The sequence below is a fragment of the Gilliamella sp. B14448G11 genome, assembly GCF_016101765.1.
GTDB classification, from domain to species: Bacteria; Pseudomonadota; Gammaproteobacteria; order Enterobacterales; family Orbaceae; genus Gilliamella; species Gilliamella apicola_N.
Genome location: NZ_JACFPX010000001.1, coordinates 209208 through 229889, shown reverse-complemented (window position 1 = coordinate 229889; position 20682 = coordinate 209208). Strand labels below are relative to the sequence as shown.

Sequence of the window (20682 nt, the reverse complement as noted above, 5' to 3'; positions counted from 1 at the left end):
ATATATTCATTAAAATGTTGTTGTGTATGGTAGTTTACCAAAGTTTAACATTTTTGCTTTCGCATCACGGTTACGCCCTAAACCTTGTAATTCAAAATTAACCGAGAGTTTATTTTCGTATTTACTACTACGCGTAATTGAGTCCCAATCTGTTAACTTCCGCCCATATTGTATGGTCATTCCCCAGCAACAATCACTGTAATGTAACCCTATTGAGCTATCGGCTGTTTGCCCTAAATTGATGTCGTAATAGTATGAACCTACTGCATTGATGGTTTGTGACAATGGCCACGCCGTAACAAATCCAGCTTGTGAGATATCTTGTTTATAATTCTTATATAAAGAGTTTAAATCAACCGTATTGATATAATTATGGTTAGCATAACGATAAGATAGCTGTAATAATTTTTCACTTGATGGGCGATATTCAAATATTGCATTAGCTAAGGATACGGTATCAATTCGAGTATCATACTGTATCCCACTTCTGAAAATCATATCATTAGTAATCCGCCAAAAATTATCTGAAGCCCAAGTGATACTACCAGTATCCGAATTCTCGTCTAATCCAGTATTATGTTCACTGGTTTTTGATTTAGTAAAATAAGTAATCTGTCCTATGGATAAATTAAACTTCTCAACTTTATTGTTATCGTAAAAACGAGTTGTTACCCCTGTGGCTATATTATTAGCAGAAGCAATTCGATCTAATCCACTGTATGGTTGATCTCTAAACAGACCTACATAATCAAATTGTAATAAGGTGGAATCATAAGTTCCTATATTAGACTGATTTCGGTATGGAATATAGATATATTTTACGCGCGGTTCTAATGTCTGGGTATAACCATTAATGAAATTGAAGTCACGTTCAAATATAATTTTACCGTCAATACTAAATTTAGGTATAAAGCGGTTTACATTTTTATCTAACTGTTTATATCGATCAATATTTCTTTTTATATTATCTTGATTATAATGGGTTGCCATTATACCGGCTGAAGTTGTTAATATTGTCCAAGAATTAGTTAAAGTATAATTAATTGATGGCTCAATATGAGTGCGCCAAGCTTTAGGATTATTCTTTCCAGAGCTTATAAAATGAGATACTTGGGAAAATGTTTTAAATTTTAGCGGTCCAAAATCATAATTATAATAATTAATATTTAGTTGTGGTTGAGTTTGATACAATGAATCTTTCACGCCATCTTGAAAGGCTTGAAAATGTCTATAGCCCAAGGTAATATCCCAGTTAGGATCATTATAACCCAGTTTATAAAACTGAGTGAGATATCCTGCTGTTTGGGATGTATATCTAGAATCTAAATCTGCTAAATATTGATTATCACTTACACGTGTCGAATCAACAGTAAAACGCCAATTGTAATTAATTAATTCATCGTTTTTCCAATAGAATAACCAGCGATGACGATTGTCGTCATAGTTATCACCGTTTAATAACCTATCCCTATCTTCATCATATTTTGCATCATGTTGTAACCAATCGAATGCAAGTGTACCTAAACCAAGCTCATTTAAATAACGGAATTCAGTTTGCAATTGAATACCTCGACGTTGCAATACCCTTGGAGTGAATGTAACATCATAATTAGGTGCAATATTCCAATAAATAGGTAAAGCAAAATCAATACCACTGACGCTGTCATAACTTATATTAGGAATTAATAAACCAGAGCGACGCTTATTACCTGTAGGTAATTGTAAGTAAGGCGAATAGAGCACGGGAACTTTACCAATACGAAATACTGCATTCCATACTTCAAGTAATTCTTCTTCATTATCGTGAATAATCGTTGAACCTTTAATACTCCAAGTACTGTCATCGACAGGGCATGAGGTAAAACTGCCATTTTTTAGAATTATCAATCGATTTTTCTCAAGTTTCATCTCATCAGCATCACCACGACCAAGACGATTGACAAGATGGTACTCACCAGGGCTAATTTGAGTATCATTATTATTAAGATTCATTGATGCATTATTGCCTTTTATATTGATCAAATTATCTTGATAATTAATGTTACCTTGTAAGATTGCCATACGATTATTTTTATTCGTTGAGTCAATTGTAACTTTATTCGCTTGTACTGTGCGGTTTCCTTGTTCTATTGAAACATCACCTTGATAAATGACTGTATTTGGATAAATAGCTTTAAATTGGTTTGCTTCGGCATTAACTGGTAATGTGTTAATATCACCTTTAACTAAAGGCCGATCAAATTTAGGAACATTGGCAAGACATTGTGGATTATTACTTTCAGCTTTAGGTAAACCTATAGCGTAACAGCTATTAGACAATGAAAGGGTAACGGTAATTGCAATAAATGACGGCGTTAATTTTTTCATCAATGATTAAAGGTAGTTATGATTATTATATGCTAAACATTATAACGATTATTTACAAAAGTGCGAACGAAAAATTAATGTTTGGCTCTTCGCTTATTTGTTTTACTCAATTGCTTAACCATTACTATTCTTTTGTCAACAGAAGTATGCTGAAATTCATCCCACCATTTAGCCAGAGCTAAAAGCTCACCTTTTTCGATGGATGCACGCATTTCTAATAAGTCATAAGCTGCACGGAATTTAGGATGTTCCAAAATTGCAAATGCACGTTTACCTTCACGTTTTTTCATTCGTAATTGTAAACGCCAGATATCTCCCATTATTGTTGTCAACCTTTTAGGTATTGCAATAATTCGGCATTGTTCACTTAGTACATCATTAATAGCCATTGAAAATGCATCATGAAATAATAAACCACTTTCAACGCAAGTTAATTGTGCCTGTTCAATAATTGGATACCAAAAAAAAGCGGCAAATAAAAATGCTGGATTAACACGTTGCTTATTAGTTATGCGGTAATCAGTATTTTTTAAAACTTGCTCAATCATTTTTTCTAAATAGCTATTATTATTTTGAGTAAATAGCCGTTCAATGACAGGAAATAGCTGCTCAAAAAGATGATATTTTCTTAATAATAAATAAGTGTTATAACCATTGCCTGATTGTAATAATTTTAGCGATTCATCAAAAAGTCTTGCTGACGGAATATTTTTTAACAAAGGTGCAAGATGTTTAATTGGTTCAGAGGTTGATGGCTCAATTTGCATATCAAGTTTAGCGGCAAAACGAATCGTTCTTAACATCCTAACTGGATCTTCTCGATAACGAACTTTTGGATCACCAATTAAACGAATGATTCCATTTTGTAAATCTTTTAAGCCACCACAATAATCACGTAATGTAAAATCTTTTATACTATAATAAAAAGCGTTCATTGTGAAATCACGACGAACGGCATCTTGTTCAATTGTTCCGTATACATTATCACGCAGTAACATTCCCGATTGGGAACGTTTGGCGATATTGTTTTGTTCATCTTGGTTGCTGTGTTCACCACGAAAGGTTGCTACTTCAATAATCTCTTTACCAAACATAATGTGTGCCAAACGAAACCGTTTTCCCACTAAACGGCAATTGCGGAATGTTTTTTGCACTTGTTCTGGTGTCGCATTGGTTGCGATATCAAAATCTTTGGGTGTTTTACCAAGTAAAAGATCACGAATACACCCACCAACTAAGTAAGCTTCATACCCTTGTTTGTTTAATCTATAAAGAACTTTTAATGCATTTTCACTAATATCTTTACGTGAAATATTATGTTCATTGCGAGAAATGGAAATATACCGAGATTTTTTTTGTTCTTCAATGTGAAACATTTTACGGCAAAAGCGAGAGACATGTTTAAAAATAGTGCACCTCTGAAAGTGTATTTACTCAAGTGATATTGCGCGAAATTATATCTCAATTACTTATAACTTTCCATTTTTCTTCATTTGTTAACTTTAACTATAGTAAAATTAAATATTTTATGATTTTAGTTTAATATTGTATTTAAATTTTTAAACATAATTATCAACAATAGCACTTTATATAGTACAATTAGCAATATTGCTGTAGAAAGCAACATTATCTATTTACATGTATTTTATGTGTAATTTTACTATCTAATTATGATTAACTAACCTATATTCAAAGATTTTTAATTTATTGAAAGAAATAGTTTGTATAAATAACATGATAAATATGTGAGTTATATTTTTAATATGTTAATTTTTTCAAAACAGAATTAGTCAATAAAAATCGTTTGAGTATATACCATTAACTGATAACTTATTTTGGGGACATTATGAATATTCGTGATTTGGAATATTTTGTTTCGTTAGCTGAATTTCGTCATTTTCGTAAAGCTGCTGATGCTTGCAACGTGAGTCAACCAACTTTAAGTGGGCAAATCAGAAAATTGGAAGATGAACTAGGCGTAATGTTACTAGAACGTACTAGTCGCAAAGTTTTATTTACTCAAACAGGAATGATGCTTGTTGAGCAAGCAAAAGAGATATTACGCAATATTCAAATCCTTAAAGAGATGGCTAGCCGCCAAGGTGAAGAGATGTCTGGGCCGATGCATATCGGTTTAATACCAACTATTGCCCCTTATTTATTACCACATGTAATAACGGTACTACATGAATCTTTTCCTCAACTAGAGCTTTATTTACATGAAGCACAGACTGCTAATATTGTCGCTCAACTTGAAAGTGGTAAGTTGGATTGTGCGATAATTGCGCAAGTAAAAGAAACAGCGCAATTTATAGAATTACCGTTATTTAATGAGCCAATGTTTTTAGCTGTTCCAGCAAATAATGAGTTAGCAAATAAACAAACAGTTAAACTCTCTAATTTAAAAGGTGAAAAATTCTTAATGTTAGAAGATGGGCACTGTTTACGTGAACATGCTATGGGATATTGTTTTCAAGTAGGTATTGACGAAGATAAACAATTTAAAGCAACCAGTTTAGAAACCTTGCGTAGTATGATTTCTGCTGGTCGAGGAATAACCTTGTTTCCTGAGCTAGCAGCTCCAAATGAAAGAATACGAGATAATATATGCTATATTCCATGTACTGACCCTGTTCCAGTACGTAGTATTGCTTTGATTTATAGACCTGGTTCACCTTTGCGTTCACGTTATGAAACAATAGCAAAAACGATTCGTGAACATATGCCAAAAGTATTTGCTGAAAAAGAACGTTTATTAACATCAACAAATTAAAAATGAAAAATATTAAAACCAGTGGTGTACGCGCACAGCAGAAACAGAGAACTCGTCGGTCACTAATTGATGCAGCTTTTAATCAATTGAATGCAGAGCAGGGATTTGCCAGTTTGAGTTTGCGTGAAGTTGCTCGAGAAGCAGGTATTGCTGCAACATCATTCTATCGACATTTCCGTGATATGGATGAATTAGGTTTAGCAATGGTTGATGAAAGTGGTTTAACTCTTCGCCAATTGCTGCGCCAAGCACGAAAACGTATTGAAAAAGGTGGTAGCGTGTTGCGTACTTCAGTAACAACGTTTATTGAGTTTATAGATAAAAATCCCAAAGTTTTTTTACTATTACTTCGTGAAAAAGCTGGGACTTCATCGGCCTTTCGGTCAGCCATTGCGCGTGAAATTCAACATTTTATTGAAGAATTGGTTGACTATTTGGATAATGCTAACCAAATGCCTCATCATTATAACGTAGCACAAGCAGAAGCAATGGTAACCATTGCTTTTAATGCAGGAGCAGAAGCGATTGATTTTGATATCATTCAACGTCAAAAATTAATCGAAGATCTTATTTTCCAGCTTCGAATGGTTTCACGTGGTGCCTATTATCTTTATCACAAAGAATTAATTAAAGAAGGAAAATTTTAATTATAAGTTTTTATACTCAAACGTATAGTTAACCTGAAACTTTTTGACAAGAATTAAATTACCATTCTGTTTATTCATTGCGTAGCCTAATAAAATAAACTATTGATTAACAATTTGTTAAATTTATTATATCGTTAATTAAGCGTAATTGTTAAAGTTAAAAATAGCTGCATATTTTAATAGGAATTAATTTAATGGTTAAACTATACTTTTTGCTTAATTTTCTTATTTTATTTTTTCCATTTATCTGTTCTGCATCAGAAAATATAGGTTTTAAGAAAATTCATTATGATAAACAAGATGGTAGACCTATAGATATTGCCGTTTGGTATCCTACTAACAATAACCATGGCGCTGTTACTATAGCTGAAAATGCTATTTTTTATGGTCATGAAGTTATTCCTGATGCTGTACCGAAAATCAGTACGACTAAATATCCATTAGCTTTGCTTTCACATGGTTATGGTGGAAGTTGGCAAAATCTAAGCTGGCTTGCTAATGAACTTGCTTTAAAAGGTTATATTGTTGCTGCTCCCAATCATCCAGGAACAACAATATTTGATCGCAATATTGAACAATCATCTAAACTATGGTTACGTCCACAAGATTTAAGTAAAACAATTGATGCTTTAATTAGCAATCAAACATTTTCAAATATTGTTAATTTTAATCAGATTGCCGCTATAGGGCATTCTCTCGGTGGTTGGTCTGTAATAGCGCTTTCTGGCGCTAGATTTTCGACTAATTCCTTTAATCAGGATTGTAAGATACATTCTTATTTGAAAGGTTGTCATTTGCTATCTGAACTTGGTTTAGCAAATTCAGATCTGAATAAAAGTATGTTAGACCCAAGAATAAAAGCTTTCATATCTTTAGATGCTGGTTTGACAAGAGGATTTACAATTGAAAGCTTGCAAGAAATTAAAATACCTTCACTTATTATTGGTGCAGGCGTTGATCTAGATGATACAAATGCTCAACTTGAATCGGGCTACTTTCAACAATTTTTAGTAAAGTCATCTTCCACTTATATTACTATTCCGGATGCAATGCATTTTAGTTTTATCCAAATGTGTAAAACTAATGCAATAGAGATATTAAACCAAGAAAAACATGGTGAAGGAATTATTTGTAAAGATGGAGGAATTCGCCAAAGAAGTGAAATACATAGTGAAATCACACGTCTTGTAGTTAACTTTTTGTCAGATATATTTTCAAATAATAAAAATTAATGCTCAAAAAAACTGCGACAAAAGTCGCAGTTCATTTAGCATGTTTATAATAGTTAATTATTATAAATTTTGTAATACTTTCTCAACACTATCTTTGGCATCGCCAAATAACATATAGCTATTTTCTTTAAAGAATAGTGGGTTTTGCACGCCAGCATAGCCGGTATTCATTGAGCGTTTAGAAATAATCACTGTTTTTGCTTTCCAAACTTCAAGAACAGGCATACCTGCTATAGGGCTATTAGGATCTTCTTCAGCCGCTGGATTAACAGTATCATTTGCACCAATAACCCACACAACATCGGTATCAGGGAAGTCGTCATTGATTTCATCCATTTCAAGAACGATGTCATAAGGTACTTTTGCTTCTGCTAATAATACATTCATATGACCCGGTAAACGACCAGCAACAGGATGGATACCAAATCTTACTTCAATACCTATTGCACGCAATTTTTCAGTAATATTACTTACTGCACCTTGTGCTTGAGCTACAGCCATACCATAGCCAGGAACGATGATAACAGAACGGGCTTCTTTTAATGTTTGTGCAACTTCAGCAGGTTGCATTTCACGATACTCACCTTGTTCTTCATCAGATGAACTCGCTGCGCTACCATCGCTCCCAAATCCACCAGCGATAACACTGATAAATGAACGATTCATTGCTTTACACATGATATAAGAAAGAATTGCACCAGAAGAACCCACTAACGCACCAGTTACAATTAGAAGATCGTTTTGTAACATAAAGCCTGCCGCTGCTGCCGCCCAACCAGAATAGGAATTAAGCATTGATATAACAACAGGCATATCCGCACCACCAATTGATGCTACAAGGTGGAAACCGAATACTAGTGCAATAATTGTCATGATAAGTAAACAAACTAGGGCGCCTGCACCAGTTTGTGCATTGATAAATGTAAACATCAAGATAACTGATACAACTATTGCCGCTAGATTTAGATAGTGTTTATTTGGAAGAGATAATGGTTTTGAACTAATTTTACCATTTAACTTTCCAAAGGCTACAATTGATCCAGAGAAAGTAACTGCACCGATAAATACACCTACAAAAATTTCAACTAAATGAATTGTTATTTCATTCGCTGCAACTGTGTGTGGATCTAAAAAGCTGTTTATACCAACAAGAACGGCTGCCATACCCACAAAGCTATGTAACAAAGCAACCAATTCAGGCATTTGTGTCATTTCAACATTTTTCGCTAGATACAAACCAATAGCAGCACCGATAATCATGGCAATAATGATCCAGTGTAATCCACCATTTATGCTGGCAATTGCTGCGATAAGAGCTATTGCCATACCGATCATACCGTAGATGTTTCCTGATTTAGCTGATTCTTGATTGGAAAGACCTCGTAAACTGAATATAAAAAGTAATGCAGCAATAACATAGGCTGCTTGAATAATTCCGTTACTTAACATTATTGATTCTCTCCTTTATTTGCCGCGTTGGAACATTTTTAGCATTCTTTGGGTAACAAAGAATCCACCAAAAATATTAATACTAGCAATCAAAATAGCAATAAATGCAATTGCCGTAGTTAAGCCATTATCATCACCGACTTGTAATATAGCCCCAACTAATATAATTCCGGAAATAGCATTGGTTACAGACATAAGTGGTGTATGTAGAGAATGGGTAACATTCCAAACTACGTAATAACCAACAACGCAAGATAGCGCAAATACAGTAAAATGTCCTAAAAAGCTTTCAGGTACTGAGTTTGCTAACCAGAAGTAAGCAATAATGATTAACGCTAAAATCCCATATTTTTTCTGAGGATCCATTGGTTTTGGTTCTGGTTTTGCAATAGGTTCGGCTGCTTTTTTCTGAGGCTGAGCCGATACTTGAATTGGTGGTGCAGGCCAAGTGATTTCTTTATCTTTGACTACCGTTACACCACGGATAACCACATCTTCAAAGTTAATATCAATGCTGCCATCTTTTTCTTTAGTAAGCAGTTTTAATAAATTAACGATGTTAGTCCCATAAAGTTGAGATGCTTGAGCTGGCATACGATTAGCTAAATCAGTATAACCAACAATTTTTACATTATTGTCTGTTTCAAATACTTCGCCTGGTTTTGTTAACTCGCAGTTGCCTCCCGTTAAGGCTGCTAAATCAACGATAACGCTACCAGGTTTCATTGATTCAACCATTTCTTTCGAAATAAGTTTTGGTGCTGGTTTTCCAGGGATTAATGCTGTAGTAATAATGATATCTACGTCTTTTGCTTGTTCAGCAAATAATGCCATTTCAGCTTCAATAAAGGCAGCAGACATTTGTTTTGCATAGCCGTCACCAGAACCGGCTTCTTCTTCGAAATCTAACTCTAAGAAGTCAGCACCCATACTATTAATTTGTTCTGCAACTTCTGGGCGTGTATCAAATGCACGAACAATTGCACCTAAACTAACTGCTGCGCCAATTGCTGCAAGGCCTGCAACTCCTGCACCAATTACCAAAACTTTTGCTGGCGGTACTTTACCTGCAGCCGTTACTTGACCAGTAAAGAATCGACCGAATTGATTTGCTGCTTCAATAACAGATCGATAACCAGCAATATTAGACATTGAGCTTAATGCATCAAGGGACTGAGCGCGTGAGATACGTGGAACACAGTCCATAGCCATAACAGTTATATTTTTAGCTGCAAGCTTTTCTAAAAGTTCTTGATGTTGGGCTGGATAAATATAGCTAATGAGAGTTAATCCCTCTTTCATTAGTAAAATTTCTTCATCTGTTGGTGCATGAAATTTTAAAATAAGGTCATTTTGCCAAATATCATGATTATTTTGAATTGTTGCTCCAGCATCAATAAATGCTTGATCTTCAAAATGAGCAGCGTGTCCTGCGCCTTGTTCTACAGAAACTGTAAATCCAAGTTTTAACAGTTGTCCAACTGTTTGGGGAGTTGCTGCAACTCTAGCTTCATTGGCTAACCGTTCTTTGGGTATACCTATATGCATTGCATTTCATCCTTATGTTAAAGTGAGTTGGTAATAGTACTTTGATTCTAGCATAAAATAGCGTCAGAGCGAGTAAGTAATTTATTTTTTATCATTCAATCCACATTATTATTTTTTATAATATTATATGATTATCTCGATAAATACGTTAAATAGTAAAAAAGCAATTGTAGATATAAAATATCTGTTTGTTTATTTTTAAGTCAAAATTGTTACTTTTTTAAGATGTTTTTCTATTTTTAAAGCAATTAACCATATTTAAGCTTTGTTCTGTTTGCTTCTGTTTTACTTCATAAGATATGATAATTAATATTCTTTTAATGATTCAATTCAGATCTAATCTAAATTAGATATTTAGAAGAAAAACAAAAAACGAAGTGAAAATATGAATAATAGCATGTGTGTTTTGAGGCATTTAATTAATATTAGCATTGTCGCTCTAATATTTAGAGCCATTAAAAGGTAGTATGGTAATATTAGTTAAACAAATATGACAAACCAAGCTGGTAAAGCATACTAATCTATCTTTTGTTATTAGTTATGTTAAAGAGAAAGTTTATTTTGTTATCTAAATTGAAACAATTTAATTTATTTAATTTGGACATAATCTTCTCATACTAGCAAAAATTAATACGTTTAATTTATATCAATCTAAGAAAGAATCGATAAGTAATGCAGTTATTTATATTTCAGATGAAAGTATGATTGCCATTTATCTTAGGGGAATTTAACAATTACTAATAAAAAAATTGTAATCTTAGAACCTTATTTAAAAAAATCTGATATTTTATTAGTTCAACTTGAAAATATTATTAATACTGTTTTTAATGCAATGAAATTACCTAAATCTGTAGGAGAAAAAGTTGTATTTAATCCTACTCCACACTCTAAAAATATCATTCAACTATTATCCCAAAACAGCACCGAGGCGAGTTTAATGTGACTAATTTAGATACAGTAAAACTTGTTGCTTAAAAAATATATTCAGTAGGTATTCAACCCATTATTTTTACTTTAGTTAGTAAAGATTCACTGATTTTTAATGGTAAAGATCATCAATACATTAACGCTTTTTAGCCATAACTTTAGATATAACAGGTGCAAAAGATACTTTTTATGGAGAGCTTTGTGTCTCACTAGCAAAAGGCGAATCACTTTACTACTCAGCAAGTTATGCTTCTGTTTTTGCTTCTTTGACAATAAATAGTGAAGAAGTTCTCAATATGCCGTTTCATCAAAGTTTACTTTAAAAAATGGCTAATAAATAAATTTACTAGAGGAAACGATTTATGACAAATCAGCCGAAAAAAATTATTTTAGATTGTGATCCCTGTCATCATGATACTAACGCGATTTTATTGGCACAGGGTAATCCTAATATTGAATTAATTGCTGTTAAACCCTTTGTCAGAAAAGTCGACAGAACACTAAATATTAATAATGATTCAGTATTAGATGTTCAAGTACGACCAGAAGCATCTATACAATTAGGCTCAAAATATTCAATTGATTTAATTCTTGATTCTTTAGAACGCTCCTGTGAGGTAAATGTATGTTAGATCAAAGTAAGGAAAAGAAAAATATTATAACATTAATGGTTGCGTTACTTGCAGCTTGTGTTGCATTTCAACTTAATGCAAGCATGTTAAGTCCAGTATTAGTAACAATAGCTAAAGAATTAGGAACCAATGATGCAGCTGTTGGTTTATCGCAAACCTCTTTTTTTACTGCTGCCGCTTTATTTTCACTATTCTTACCTCGTTTGAGTGATATAAAAGGTCGTAAAAAAGTATTAACCTTTATGTTGCTTATTATGACATTAGGTACCATACTTGCAGCACTAGCACCCAATATAGAAGTATTGTATGCAGCCCGAATCATACAAGGTGTATCAGGTCCTGTTGTACCACTCTGTTTATTAATGCTTAGTTATGAAGTTAAAGATGCCAAACAATATGGTATGTTAATGGGAATTATTACAGCTGTAAATGGTGGTATTGCTGGTGTTGATGCAATTGCAGGTGGCTTACTTGCTACTTATTTTGGTTTCCGTTCAGTATTTTGGGTTATTGCTGTCGTTGCTGCTATTTCTACCTATTTTGTCTATCGTTTTGCTCCAGAATCAAAACCGTCAGCTGGAACTAAAATGGATTGGATAGGTGTTCTATTCATTGTTCTTACTATTGCAGCTTTGCTATTAGCACTTAATGAGGCTGGTAATATTGGCAATGCCAATTGGCTTTATGTCACTGGACTCACATTGTTTGCTATTGTTTGTTTTATGTTATTTTGGCGTACCGAAAAACGCAATAAACAACCTTTGGTTACAATCGAACATTTAAAAAGAAGAGCGACGTGGGCTTTATTATTAACCACAACATTAACCATGACAGGTATTTTTGCGATAGTAAATGGTTTAGTTATGTCAATAGCACAAAATCATGAAATAGGTTTTGGACTTGATCCTGATTGGGCTTCACTTATTCTTCTTACTCCATATGCATTAATTGGTTGGTTTATTGGCCCATTCTCAGGTCGTTTAGCTCCAACGATGGGATATAATAAAGTATTAAAACTAGGTTTATTGGGTTGTATTATTGGTATTTTAGTAATCATGTTTTATGGTATTCATTCCTTAACAATTTTATCTATTTGCGTTATAGCATTAGGTATTTTTTATGCAGGAATGGCTAATATTATCTTAAATGGATTAGGTATCGTTTTATCGCCATCAAATAATCCAGGGTTTTTACCGGGTATGAATGCTGGTGCATTTAATCTAGGTGCAGGTTTAAGTTTTGCATTGTTACCCGCTATACAAATGGTAAATGCAAATACATTAACTGGTTATTTCAACGGTATGTTATTGGGATTAATTATTACCATTTTAGCTTTACTTTCTAGCTTTCTAATTCCTAGACCTATTAATGCAGAGTTATAAAAAATATTAAACTTTCAGCGAATCCTAGATAATACTATCTAGGATTTTTAACTCTGAGTGCATTTAATAAATAGTCTCTTTATTGGTTTACTGCTGTTTAATGTTTTTCGAAAACTTATATTCTACTCTTCTGATATTAAAGTAAAAACTAATGTTGTGAAGAATTTATCTTGGGTAGCTAACTTGCTATTTTTAATTGGAAAACCAATTTCAACACCAATGACATTTAAACCTTGGTTAGGAACAATAATATCAACTTCTCCGTTATTATCGGTTTTTATAGTTTGATCTAAATTATTTACTACATCAATAATTACAGGAACATTTGCAAGAGGTTGACCGTCTTTATAAACAGTAATAGGTAATGTGTCCCCCACGTTTTAATTTAGTTGGATCAATTTTAGGTACAATTTGTAATGGAATATTTTTAATGATTTTAGGATTAGTAACAGATGATAAATAATTTACACTATATTTTATGGTATGAGTACCAGTAGTGGCACCTTGGACTTGATTCATGGGTAAATTAACATACTTTCCATCTGCATTTTATGTCCAGTATCCATAATCAAAATCAATTGTCACAACTGATATTTTGTCGGATGGCTCAATGGTCACATAGTTACTGTGTTCTTTTTTTATGATAGATGATGGCATCCAATCGTTTGTGTAGGCATGAATTTGTTTTACCGTATCTGGGTTATAACCGTTATCCAATGGGCCTTCACCTAAAATAATCTGTTTTTGATCAACTCGATTGGCAATCCAGATACCATGGGCAGAGACTGTTTGAGTTATAAAGCAAGTAGCAAATCCTACTAGAGTTAAAAGAAATATTTTACGCATATATTCACCTTTATTTTAAATATAAGTGATAATGATTATCATTATTTTTTTGATGTTTGGTAATGTTAAGCTGAGTATGGGTGATGGATAGGATAAATTTGATAAAAGCAATATAGAATCTAAAATGAAGCTAGATAAATAAATGTTCACTTACTGTTTATATTCAATCACCTAATGATAAATCTTAAGTTTGGTTATTTTTAACTATTACAAATTGTTATATAATCTGTAATATTTTGTCTTTAAAACTATATATTGCGTTTATTAAACTTTTTAAGGTACTTTTACATAAAACGATACGTTAATCTAAGGAAACCTCTATGATGGATTTTTCCCAATCAGTACCTGAACTGGTCTCTTGGGCAAAAAAGAATGATTTTTCAATTACGTTACCTGTTGAAAGGTTAGCTTTTTTATTGGCTATTGCTGTATTAAATAGCGAGCGTTTCGATGGTGAAATGACTGAGTCGGAATTAATTGATGCTTTTCGGCATGTTTCACAGATTTTTGAACAAAGTGAAGATACTATCACTGTAAGAGCCAATAATGCCATTAATGATTTAGTGCGTCAGCGTTTAATTACACGTTTTGCAAGTGAAATGACTGATGGTTATTCGATTTATCGTTTAACTCCCCTTGGAATAGGGATCTCTGATTATTATATTCGACAGCGTGAATTTTCGTCACTCCGTTTATCCATTCAATTATCTATTGTGGCACAAGAATTGAAACGTGCTGCAGATGCAGCAGTCGAGGGAGGAGATGATTTACATTGGCATCGAAATGTCTTTGCCCCTTTAAAATATTCGGTTGCTGAAATTTTTGATAGTATTGATATAACACAACGAGTTATGGATGAGCAACAAGCTGAAGTTAAGCAAAATATATCTGCTTTATTAAGCCAAGATTGGCAAGCAGCAATTAGTAGTTGTGAAGAATTGTTAACAGAGACATCACAAACACTTCGTGAGTTGCAAGATACTTTAGCTGCAGCAGGCGATAAACTACAAGCCAGTTTGTTATTAATTCAAGATGCAACGCTTGATAATCCTGAACTTGATAAAATTAACAATGTAGTACTAGATTTACAAAGTAAATTAGATCGAATTATTGGTTGGGGGCAAAAAGCGATAGACCTTTGGATAGGTTATGATAGACATGTTCATAAATTTATTAGAACAGCGATTGATTTAGATAAAAACCGTGTATTTTCTCAACGATTACGTAAATCAATTCAGAGTTACTTTGATTTACCATGGTCTCTTACGTTTGCAAATGCTGATCGTTTACTTGATATGCGTGATGAAGAACTCGCATTACATGAAGCAGAAGTTACAGGTGAATTACCTTCAGAACTTGAATTTGAAATGATTGAAGAGATTCAAGAACATATTATTAAACATATTGAACAAAATTTATTGATTTTTAAACAAGAAAATAAACCACTTGATATTGGTATTGCAATTTGTAGCTATTTAGCACAATTTCCACGCGAACAACATTTTGATATAGCAAGGTTATTTATCGATCAGGCTATTCGACTTGGTATTGCCGAAGATGATTTGCTCGGTATACCTAACGAATGGAAACCTATTAACGATTATGGAGCTAAGGTACAAGCACATGTCATCAACAGATACTAAAGATTTTGAAACACAACAAACAGCACATCATCTTGATGAAGTTATGGGACGCATAGCGGCAAGTTCACAAGCATCCATTGATAAATATATGCCAGTTAAATTGGCGCAAGCAATTGCAAACCCAATTTTTCCTGAGCTTGATAGTACTTTGCGTTCTGGGCGTCATATTGGCATTGATGAGCTTGATCATCATGCATTTTTAATGGACTTTCAACTAGAACTTGAACAATTTTACCAACGTTATAATGTTGAATTAATAAGAGCACCAGAAGGTTTTTTTTATCTCCGACCTCGCTCAACAACGTTAATTCCTCGCTCGGTATTATCTGAGTTAGAAATGCTAGTTGGCAAAGTGCTTTGTTACCTTTACTTAAGTCCAGAACGATTAGCTCATGAAGGGATTTTTACGTTGCAAGAGTTGTTTGATGAACTGATATCATTAGCTGATGAAAGTAAATTGCTTAAATTAGTTAATCAGCGATCTACTGGATCTGATTTAGATCGTCAAAAGTTATTTGATAAAGTCAAAACTGCTTTAAATCGATTACGTAGACTTGGTATGATTTTCTTCATTGTTGGTAATGACAGTAGCCGTTTTCGCATTAATGAATCAATTTTTCGTTTTGGTGCAGAAGTTCGTAGTAGTGATGATGTGCAAGAAGCTCAATTGCGTTTAATCCGTGATGGTGAAGCAATCAAGATAGAATCATCACTTACCTTAGATGATAATAATGAAGACCAAGATGTTAATGAGGAGATAGAATAATTATGATTGGGCATGGTAAATTTCACTCATTGACACTGATAAACTGGAATGGTTTTTTTGCTCGAACCTTTGATTTGGATAAATTGGTTACAACTCTTTCTGGTGGTAATGGTGCGGGTAAATCAACCACAATGGCAGCTTTTGTTACTGCTTTAATTCCTGATTTAACTTTATTACATTTCAGAAACACAACTGAAGCAGGGGCAACATCTGGTTCACGAGATAAAGGTTTACACGGAAAATTAAAACCTGGTGTCTGTTATTCTATGCTTGATGTAATTAATTCTCGTAATCAACGTATAATTTGTGGAGTACGTTTACAGCAAGTAGCTGGTCGAGATAAGAAAGTCGATATTAAACCTTTTTTGATACAAGGTTTATCTGTTGGTATTACTCCAACAGAATTAGTCACTCAACGTTTAAACGATAAACAAGCACGAATCCTTTCATTACCTGAGTTAAAAGAAAAAATTGAGGGAATGGATGGCGTAATTTTTAAACAATTTAACTCAATTACTGACTATCATTCGGTGATGTTTGACTTTGGTATATTACCAAAGCGTCTGCGTACATCGTCCGATCGTAGTAAATATTATCGCCTGATCGAAGCTTCTCTTTATGGTGGTATTTCAAGCGCTATTACCCGTTCACTACGTGATTATCTATTGCCCGAAAATAGCGGTGTACGTAAAGCTTTCCAAGATATGGAGGCCGCACTACGTGAAAATCGAATGACATTAGAAGCTATTAGAGTTACGCAATCTGATCGAGATTTGTTTAAACATCTTATTACCGAATCGACTAACTATGTAGCTGCTGACTACATGCGTCATGCTAATGAACGTCGTGTGCACATTGAATCCGTGCTAGGCTTACGCCGAGATATGTTTAAAACACAAGATCTGCTTTTAAGTAATCAATTCCGCCAAGTTGAAATGGCGAAAGAGTTGAAAGAATATCAAGAAGCACAAAGCGATTTGGAAACTGATTTACAAGCAGCCAATGATCATCTAAATCTTGCACAAACGGCATTGCGTCAACAAGAAAAGATTGATCGCTATCAAGCAGATTTAGATGATTTAAATGTAAAGCTTGAAGAACAAAATGAAGTAGTACTTGAAGCTAAGGAACAATATCAAATTTATCGTGATCAATTTGAACACACAGAACAAGAAGTTGATGAAATAAAAACACAACTGGCTGATTACCAGCAAGCGCTTGATGTTCAACAAACCCGAGCTATTCAATATCAACAAGCACTGCAAGCTCTTAAAAATGCGCAGTCTTTATGCCAATTACCTAAATTAGGTCTTAGTAATATTGAAAATCATTTTGAGGAGTTTGATGAAAAACAAAAAGAGATAACTGAACAAGTATTAGAACTTGAGCAAAGACTCAGTGTTTCTGATGCTGCGATCAATCAATTTGATAGAGCTTATCAACTTGTTGTCAAATTAGTAGGTGATGTGGTTCGCAGTGATGCATTTGTTGCAGCCAAAGAAGCATTAAGGATATGGCCGTCACAATGTTATCAAGCTGATCAAGCTGAACATTTACAATTACAACTAGATGAATTAGAACAACGTTTTTTTGAGCAAAAAGAAGCAGAATCATTATTAACCCAATTTTGTAAACGTATTGGACGTCAAGTTAATTACGATGATCTGGATGAATTAAAACAAGCGCTTGAAGTACAATTAGAAGAAAGTGCGGAGCTGGCTCATGAATCAAGTGAAAAACGAATTGAATTTAGACAAGAACTGGAACAAATTCAAGCGAAGATTACTGAATATCGGCAAAAAGCACCTACATGGTTAAAAGCGCAAGATGCTTTAATTTCTTTGCAAGAACAAACTGGTCAAACATTTACTCATAGCCAAACGGTCACACAACATATGCAGCAATTGCTTGAACAGGAACGCATACTTGTTACTGAACGTGATCAAATCAATTCTAGACGTAATCAACTGGATATACAAATTGAACAACTTAATCAACCAAGTGGGGTTGATGATGGACGATTATCGGCATTGGCAGAACGATTTAATGGTGTATTACTATCTGAAATTTATGAAGATGTCACTATTGATGATGCCCCTTATTTTTCAGCAGTATATGGTCCATCAAGGCAAGCTATTGTGGTGCCCGATTTATCCTTAGTAAAAACACAACTTGAAACTCTTACTGCAAGTGAAGAAGATTATCCTGAAGATATCTATTTTATTGAGGGTGACCCATCATCATTTGATGATAGTGTATTTGACTGTGAAGAAATGGATAAAGCAGTATTGGTTAAAACGGGGGAGCGCCAGTGGCGTTTTTCTAGCTTTCCTAAAGTACCATTATTTGGCCGGGCTGCGCGCGAGGTTCATCTTGAAAAATTATCAGTTGAACGAGACCAACTGCATGAACGTTATGCAACTGTATCATTTGACTTACAAAAGTTACAACGAATTGAGCAAAATGTTGGGCAATTTATCGGTCAGTATTTAGCGGTAGCTTTTGATATTGATCCTGAAGCTGAAGCACAAAAATTAGCAACTAGGCGTACTGAAATCGGACGTCAGTTATCATCACAAGAAAGTATTGATAAACAAAATCAGCAACAAGTATCAAGCCTTAAAGAACAATTAACTATCGTTAATCGACTTGTTGCACAAATGCATTTATTGGCTGATGACGATCTTGCAGATCGAGTTGATGACTTGCGTGAACAATTAGCAGAAGCACAAGAAGCAGTACAATATGTCAGTCGGAACCATAATACAGTTTCAGAGCTGGAGCCAATTGTTGCAGTTTTACAAAGCGATCCTGAACAAAATGAAGCTTTACGCGAGCAATACAACACCGTAAAAGCGCAACAACAAACTATTCGCCAACAAATATTTGCGTTAACTGAAGTGATGCAGCGTCGATCTCACTTTAGTTATGAAGACTCGGCTGGTATGTTAGGTGAAAATACTGATTTAAATGAAAAATTGCGTTCTCGATTGGAAGTGGTTGAAGCACAAAGAACTGAATCTCGTCGTCAAATGCAGCAATATCAAGATAAATATAATCAGTATAATCAGACATTTGCCTCATTAAAAAGTGCTTTTGAAACTAAGCGAGATATGCTTAATGAACTACAGAATGAGATAGAACAAATTGGTGTAAAAGCCGATGCGATTACCGAAGAGCGTGCCAGAATACGACGTGATGAAATTCATCAAAAACTTAATAATAATCGTCAGCAATGTATCTCACTTGAAAAACAATTGATTGTTTGTGAAGGCGAAATGACACAAATGCAAAAACGTTTGACCCAAACATTACGTGATTACAAGCAATTACGTGAACAAGTGGCACAAGCTAAAGCTGGGTGGTGTTTAGTATTAAGATTAGTCAGAGATAATAGTGTTGAACGTCGATTACATCGCCGGGAACTTGCTTATCTAAGTGCTGATGAGCTACGTTCTATGTCGGATAAGGCATTGGGTTCACTACGTTTGGCTGTGAATGATAATGAACATCTGCGTGATGTATTAAGGCTATCCGAAGATCCAAAACGGCCTGAGCGTAAAATTCAATTCTATATTGCAGTTTATAAACATCTGCGAGAACGAATTCGTCAAGATATAGTGAAAACTGATGATCCAATTGAAGCTATTGAACAAATGGAAATCGAATTATCTCGCTTAACTGAAGAACTTACTTCGCGTGAGCAGCAATTAGCGATAAGTTCCAAAAGCGTGGCAAATATTATACGTAAAACTATTCAACGTGAGCAAAATCGTATCCGCATGTTAAATCAAGGTTTACAAGCAGTGGCATTTGGTCAAGTTAATGGTGTACGTTTAAACGTAAATGTTCGTGAGGCCCATTCTTCATTATTAGCTGCTTTGTCTGATGAGCAAAGTGAACATCAAGATCTGTTTAGCAACAATCGAATCACTTTCTCAGAAGCTTTAGCTAAACTGTATCAACGCTTAAATCCACATATTGATATGGGGCAACGTACTGCGCAGAATATCGGTGAGGAGTTGCTTGACTATCGAAACTATTTAGAGATGGACGTTGAGGTTAATCGTGGCGCTGATGGCTGGTTACGTGCCGAAAGTGGTGCTTTATCAACTGGTGAAGCGATTGGTACTGGTATGTCAATTTTATTGATGGTAATTCAAAGCTGGGAAGAAGAATCTAAGCGCCTGCGTAATAAAGATATTTCACCATGCCGACTATTATTTTTAGATGAAGCCGCTCGTCTTGATGCTAAATCAATTGCAACGCTTTTTGAGCTATGTGAACGATTAGAAATGCAGCTCATTATTGCAGCACCTGAAAATATCAGCCCAGAAAAAGGGACTACATACAAATTAGTTCGTAAAGTTATTAATAATCAAGAGCATGTTCATGTTGTTGGATTAAAAGGCTTTGCTTAATAATATTGCTGGTGATTGCCAGCAATATTTTATTTTTTAAGAAATTTAG

The 20682-nt window shown here is 34.1% G+C and carries 15 protein-coding genes; 8 read left to right on the top strand and 7 right to left on the bottom strand.

Annotated elements, in window-relative coordinates:
* Positions 1 to 9: 9 nt before the first annotated feature.
* Together lptD and pcnB are read right to left on the bottom strand one after the other, a co-directional pair.
* Positions 10 to 2367, bottom strand: coding sequence for an LPS assembly protein LptD (gene lptD / locus H3S88_RS01005; protein ID WP_198226335.1), 2358 nt, complete (start codon positions 2365 to 2367; stop codon positions 10 to 12).
* 74 nt (positions 2368 to 2441) lie between these two features.
* Positions 2442 to 3776 carry a polynucleotide adenylyltransferase PcnB gene (gene pcnB / locus H3S88_RS01000; RefSeq protein WP_256925579.1) on the bottom strand — a complete coding sequence of 445 codons (1335 nt, stop codon included), beginning with the start codon at positions 3774 to 3776 and terminating at the stop codon, positions 2442 to 2444.
* A 437-nt stretch (positions 3777 to 4213) separates the two neighbouring features.
* Here pcnB and oxyR point away from each other — a divergent pair, with 437 nt between their 5' ends.
* From oxyR to H3S88_RS00985, 3 genes are all read left to right on the top strand, one after another.
* The gene (oxyR, locus tag H3S88_RS00995) at positions 4214 to 5140 is read left to right on the top strand and encodes a DNA-binding transcriptional regulator OxyR (protein ID WP_086327616.1); all 927 of its coding nucleotides are present in this window, start codon (positions 4214 to 4216) and stop codon (positions 5138 to 5140) included.
* Positions 5141 to 5142: 2 nt separating this feature from the next.
* Positions 5143 to 5787, top strand: coding sequence for an HTH-type transcriptional repressor FabR (gene fabR / locus H3S88_RS00990; protein WP_198226337.1), 645 nt, complete (start codon positions 5143 to 5145; stop codon positions 5785 to 5787).
* Between the two features lie 194 nt (positions 5788 to 5981).
* Positions 5982 to 7019 carry a hypothetical protein gene (locus tag H3S88_RS00985; protein WP_198226339.1) on the top strand — a complete coding sequence of 346 codons (1038 nt, stop codon included), beginning with the start codon at positions 5982 to 5984 and terminating at the stop codon, positions 7017 to 7019.
* Between the two features lie 60 nt (positions 7020 to 7079).
* Here the strand turns inward: H3S88_RS00985 and pntB are convergent, their stop codons facing one another.
* Positions 7080 to 8468 carry a Re/Si-specific NAD(P)(+) transhydrogenase subunit beta gene (pntB, locus tag H3S88_RS00980; RefSeq protein WP_198226341.1) on the bottom strand — a complete coding sequence of 463 codons (1389 nt, stop codon included), beginning with the start codon at positions 8466 to 8468 and terminating at the stop codon, positions 7080 to 7082.
* Between the two features lie 15 nt (positions 8469 to 8483).
* A complete protein-coding gene (gene pntA, locus H3S88_RS00975) occupies positions 8484 to 10016 on the bottom strand; it encodes a Re/Si-specific NAD(P)(+) transhydrogenase subunit alpha (RefSeq protein ID WP_086308484.1) in 1533 nt (510 codons plus the stop codon).
* Positions 10017 to 11305: 1289 nt separating this feature from the next.
* Here pntA and H3S88_RS00970 point away from each other — a divergent pair.
* Both H3S88_RS00970 and H3S88_RS00965 read left to right on the top strand, forming a co-directional pair.
* Positions 11306 to 11575, top strand: a complete 270-nt coding sequence (locus tag H3S88_RS00970; RefSeq protein ID WP_198226343.1) for a hypothetical protein — start codon at positions 11306 to 11308, stop codon at positions 11573 to 11575.
* Entirely contained in the window at positions 11569 to 12957 is a 1389-nt protein-coding gene (locus H3S88_RS00965; protein ID WP_198226345.1) for an MFS transporter, read from the top strand. Before H3S88_RS00970 ends, H3S88_RS00965 begins: the two co-directional genes overlap by 7 nt.
* Positions 12958 to 13079: 122 nt before the next feature.
* Here the strand turns inward: H3S88_RS00965 and H3S88_RS00960 are convergent, their stop codons facing one another.
* The 3 genes from H3S88_RS00960 to H3S88_RS00950 are packed head-to-tail and all read right to left on the bottom strand — an operon-like array spanning position 13080 to position 13803.
* The gene (locus H3S88_RS00960) at positions 13080 to 13334 is read right to left on the bottom strand and encodes a hypothetical protein (RefSeq protein ID WP_198226347.1); all 255 of its coding nucleotides are present in this window, start codon (positions 13332 to 13334) and stop codon (positions 13080 to 13082) included.
* A complete protein-coding gene (locus H3S88_RS00955; RefSeq protein ID WP_198226349.1) occupies positions 13303 to 13476 on the bottom strand; it encodes a hypothetical protein in 174 nt (57 codons plus the stop codon). The genes H3S88_RS00960 and H3S88_RS00955 overlap by 32 nt, the downstream gene beginning before the upstream one ends.
* A 30-nt stretch (positions 13477 to 13506) precedes the next feature.
* Entirely contained in the window at positions 13507 to 13803 is a 297-nt protein-coding gene (locus H3S88_RS00950; protein ID WP_198226352.1) for a hypothetical protein, read from the bottom strand.
* A gap of 320 nt (positions 13804 to 14123) precedes the next feature.
* On the opposite strand from H3S88_RS00950, the gene mukF reads away from it, so the two are divergent.
* From mukF to mukB, 3 genes are read left to right on the top strand one after another with little or no spacing between them, the layout of a single operon-like run.
* Positions 14124 to 15446, top strand: coding sequence for a chromosome partition protein MukF (mukF, locus tag H3S88_RS00945; protein ID WP_198226354.1), 1323 nt, complete (start codon positions 14124 to 14126; stop codon positions 15444 to 15446).
* Positions 15447 to 15489: 43 nt separating this feature from the next.
* Complete coding sequence (gene mukE / locus H3S88_RS00940) at positions 15490 to 16212, top strand: chromosome partition protein MukE (RefSeq protein ID WP_198226712.1); 723 nt, start codon at positions 15490 to 15492, stop codon at positions 16210 to 16212.
* A gap of 2 nt (positions 16213 to 16214) precedes the next feature.
* Positions 16215 to 20633, top strand: a complete 4419-nt coding sequence (gene mukB / locus H3S88_RS00935; RefSeq protein WP_198226356.1) for a chromosome partition protein MukB — start codon at positions 16215 to 16217, stop codon at positions 20631 to 20633.
* Positions 20634 to 20682 lie beyond the last annotated feature (49 nt).

Excerpts from the sequence above, each read along its gene's own strand:
- H3S88_RS00970 (WP_198226343.1), top strand. The coding sequence starts at position 11,306 with ATGACAAATCAGCCGAAAAAAATTATTTTAGATTGTGATCCCTGTCAT.
- oxyR (WP_086327616.1), top strand. The coding sequence starts at position 4,214 with ATGAATATTCGTGATTTGGAATATTTTGTTTCGTTAGCTGAATTTCGT.
- H3S88_RS00965 (WP_198226345.1), top strand. The coding sequence starts at position 11,569 with ATGTTAGATCAAAGTAAGGAAAAGAAAAATATTATAACATTAATGGTT.
- H3S88_RS00950 (WP_198226352.1), bottom strand. The coding sequence starts at position 13,803 with ATGCGTAAAATATTTCTTTTAACTCTAGTAGGATTTGCTACTTGCTTT.
- fabR (WP_198226337.1), top strand. The coding sequence starts at position 5,143 with ATGAAAAATATTAAAACCAGTGGTGTACGCGCACAGCAGAAACAGAGA.
- pntB (WP_198226341.1), bottom strand. The coding sequence starts at position 8,468 with ATGTTAAGTAACGGAATTATTCAAGCAGCCTATGTTATTGCTGCATTA.
- mukF (WP_198226354.1), top strand. The coding sequence starts at position 14,124 with ATGATGGATTTTTCCCAATCAGTACCTGAACTGGTCTCTTGGGCAAAA.
- mukB (WP_198226356.1), top strand. The coding sequence starts at position 16,215 with ATGATTGGGCATGGTAAATTTCACTCATTGACACTGATAAACTGGAAT.
- mukE (WP_198226712.1), top strand. The coding sequence starts at position 15,490 with ATGGGACGCATAGCGGCAAGTTCACAAGCATCCATTGATAAATATATG.
- pntA (WP_086308484.1), bottom strand. The coding sequence starts at position 10,016 with ATGCATATAGGTATACCCAAAGAACGGTTAGCCAATGAAGCTAGAGTT.
- H3S88_RS00955 (WP_198226349.1), bottom strand. The coding sequence starts at position 13,476 with ATGAATCAAGTCCAAGGTGCCACTACTGGTACTCATACCATAAAATAT.
- H3S88_RS00985 (WP_198226339.1), top strand. The coding sequence starts at position 5,982 with ATGGTTAAACTATACTTTTTGCTTAATTTTCTTATTTTATTTTTTCCA.
- lptD (WP_198226335.1), bottom strand. The coding sequence starts at position 2,367 with ATGAAAAAATTAACGCCGTCATTTATTGCAATTACCGTTACCCTTTCA.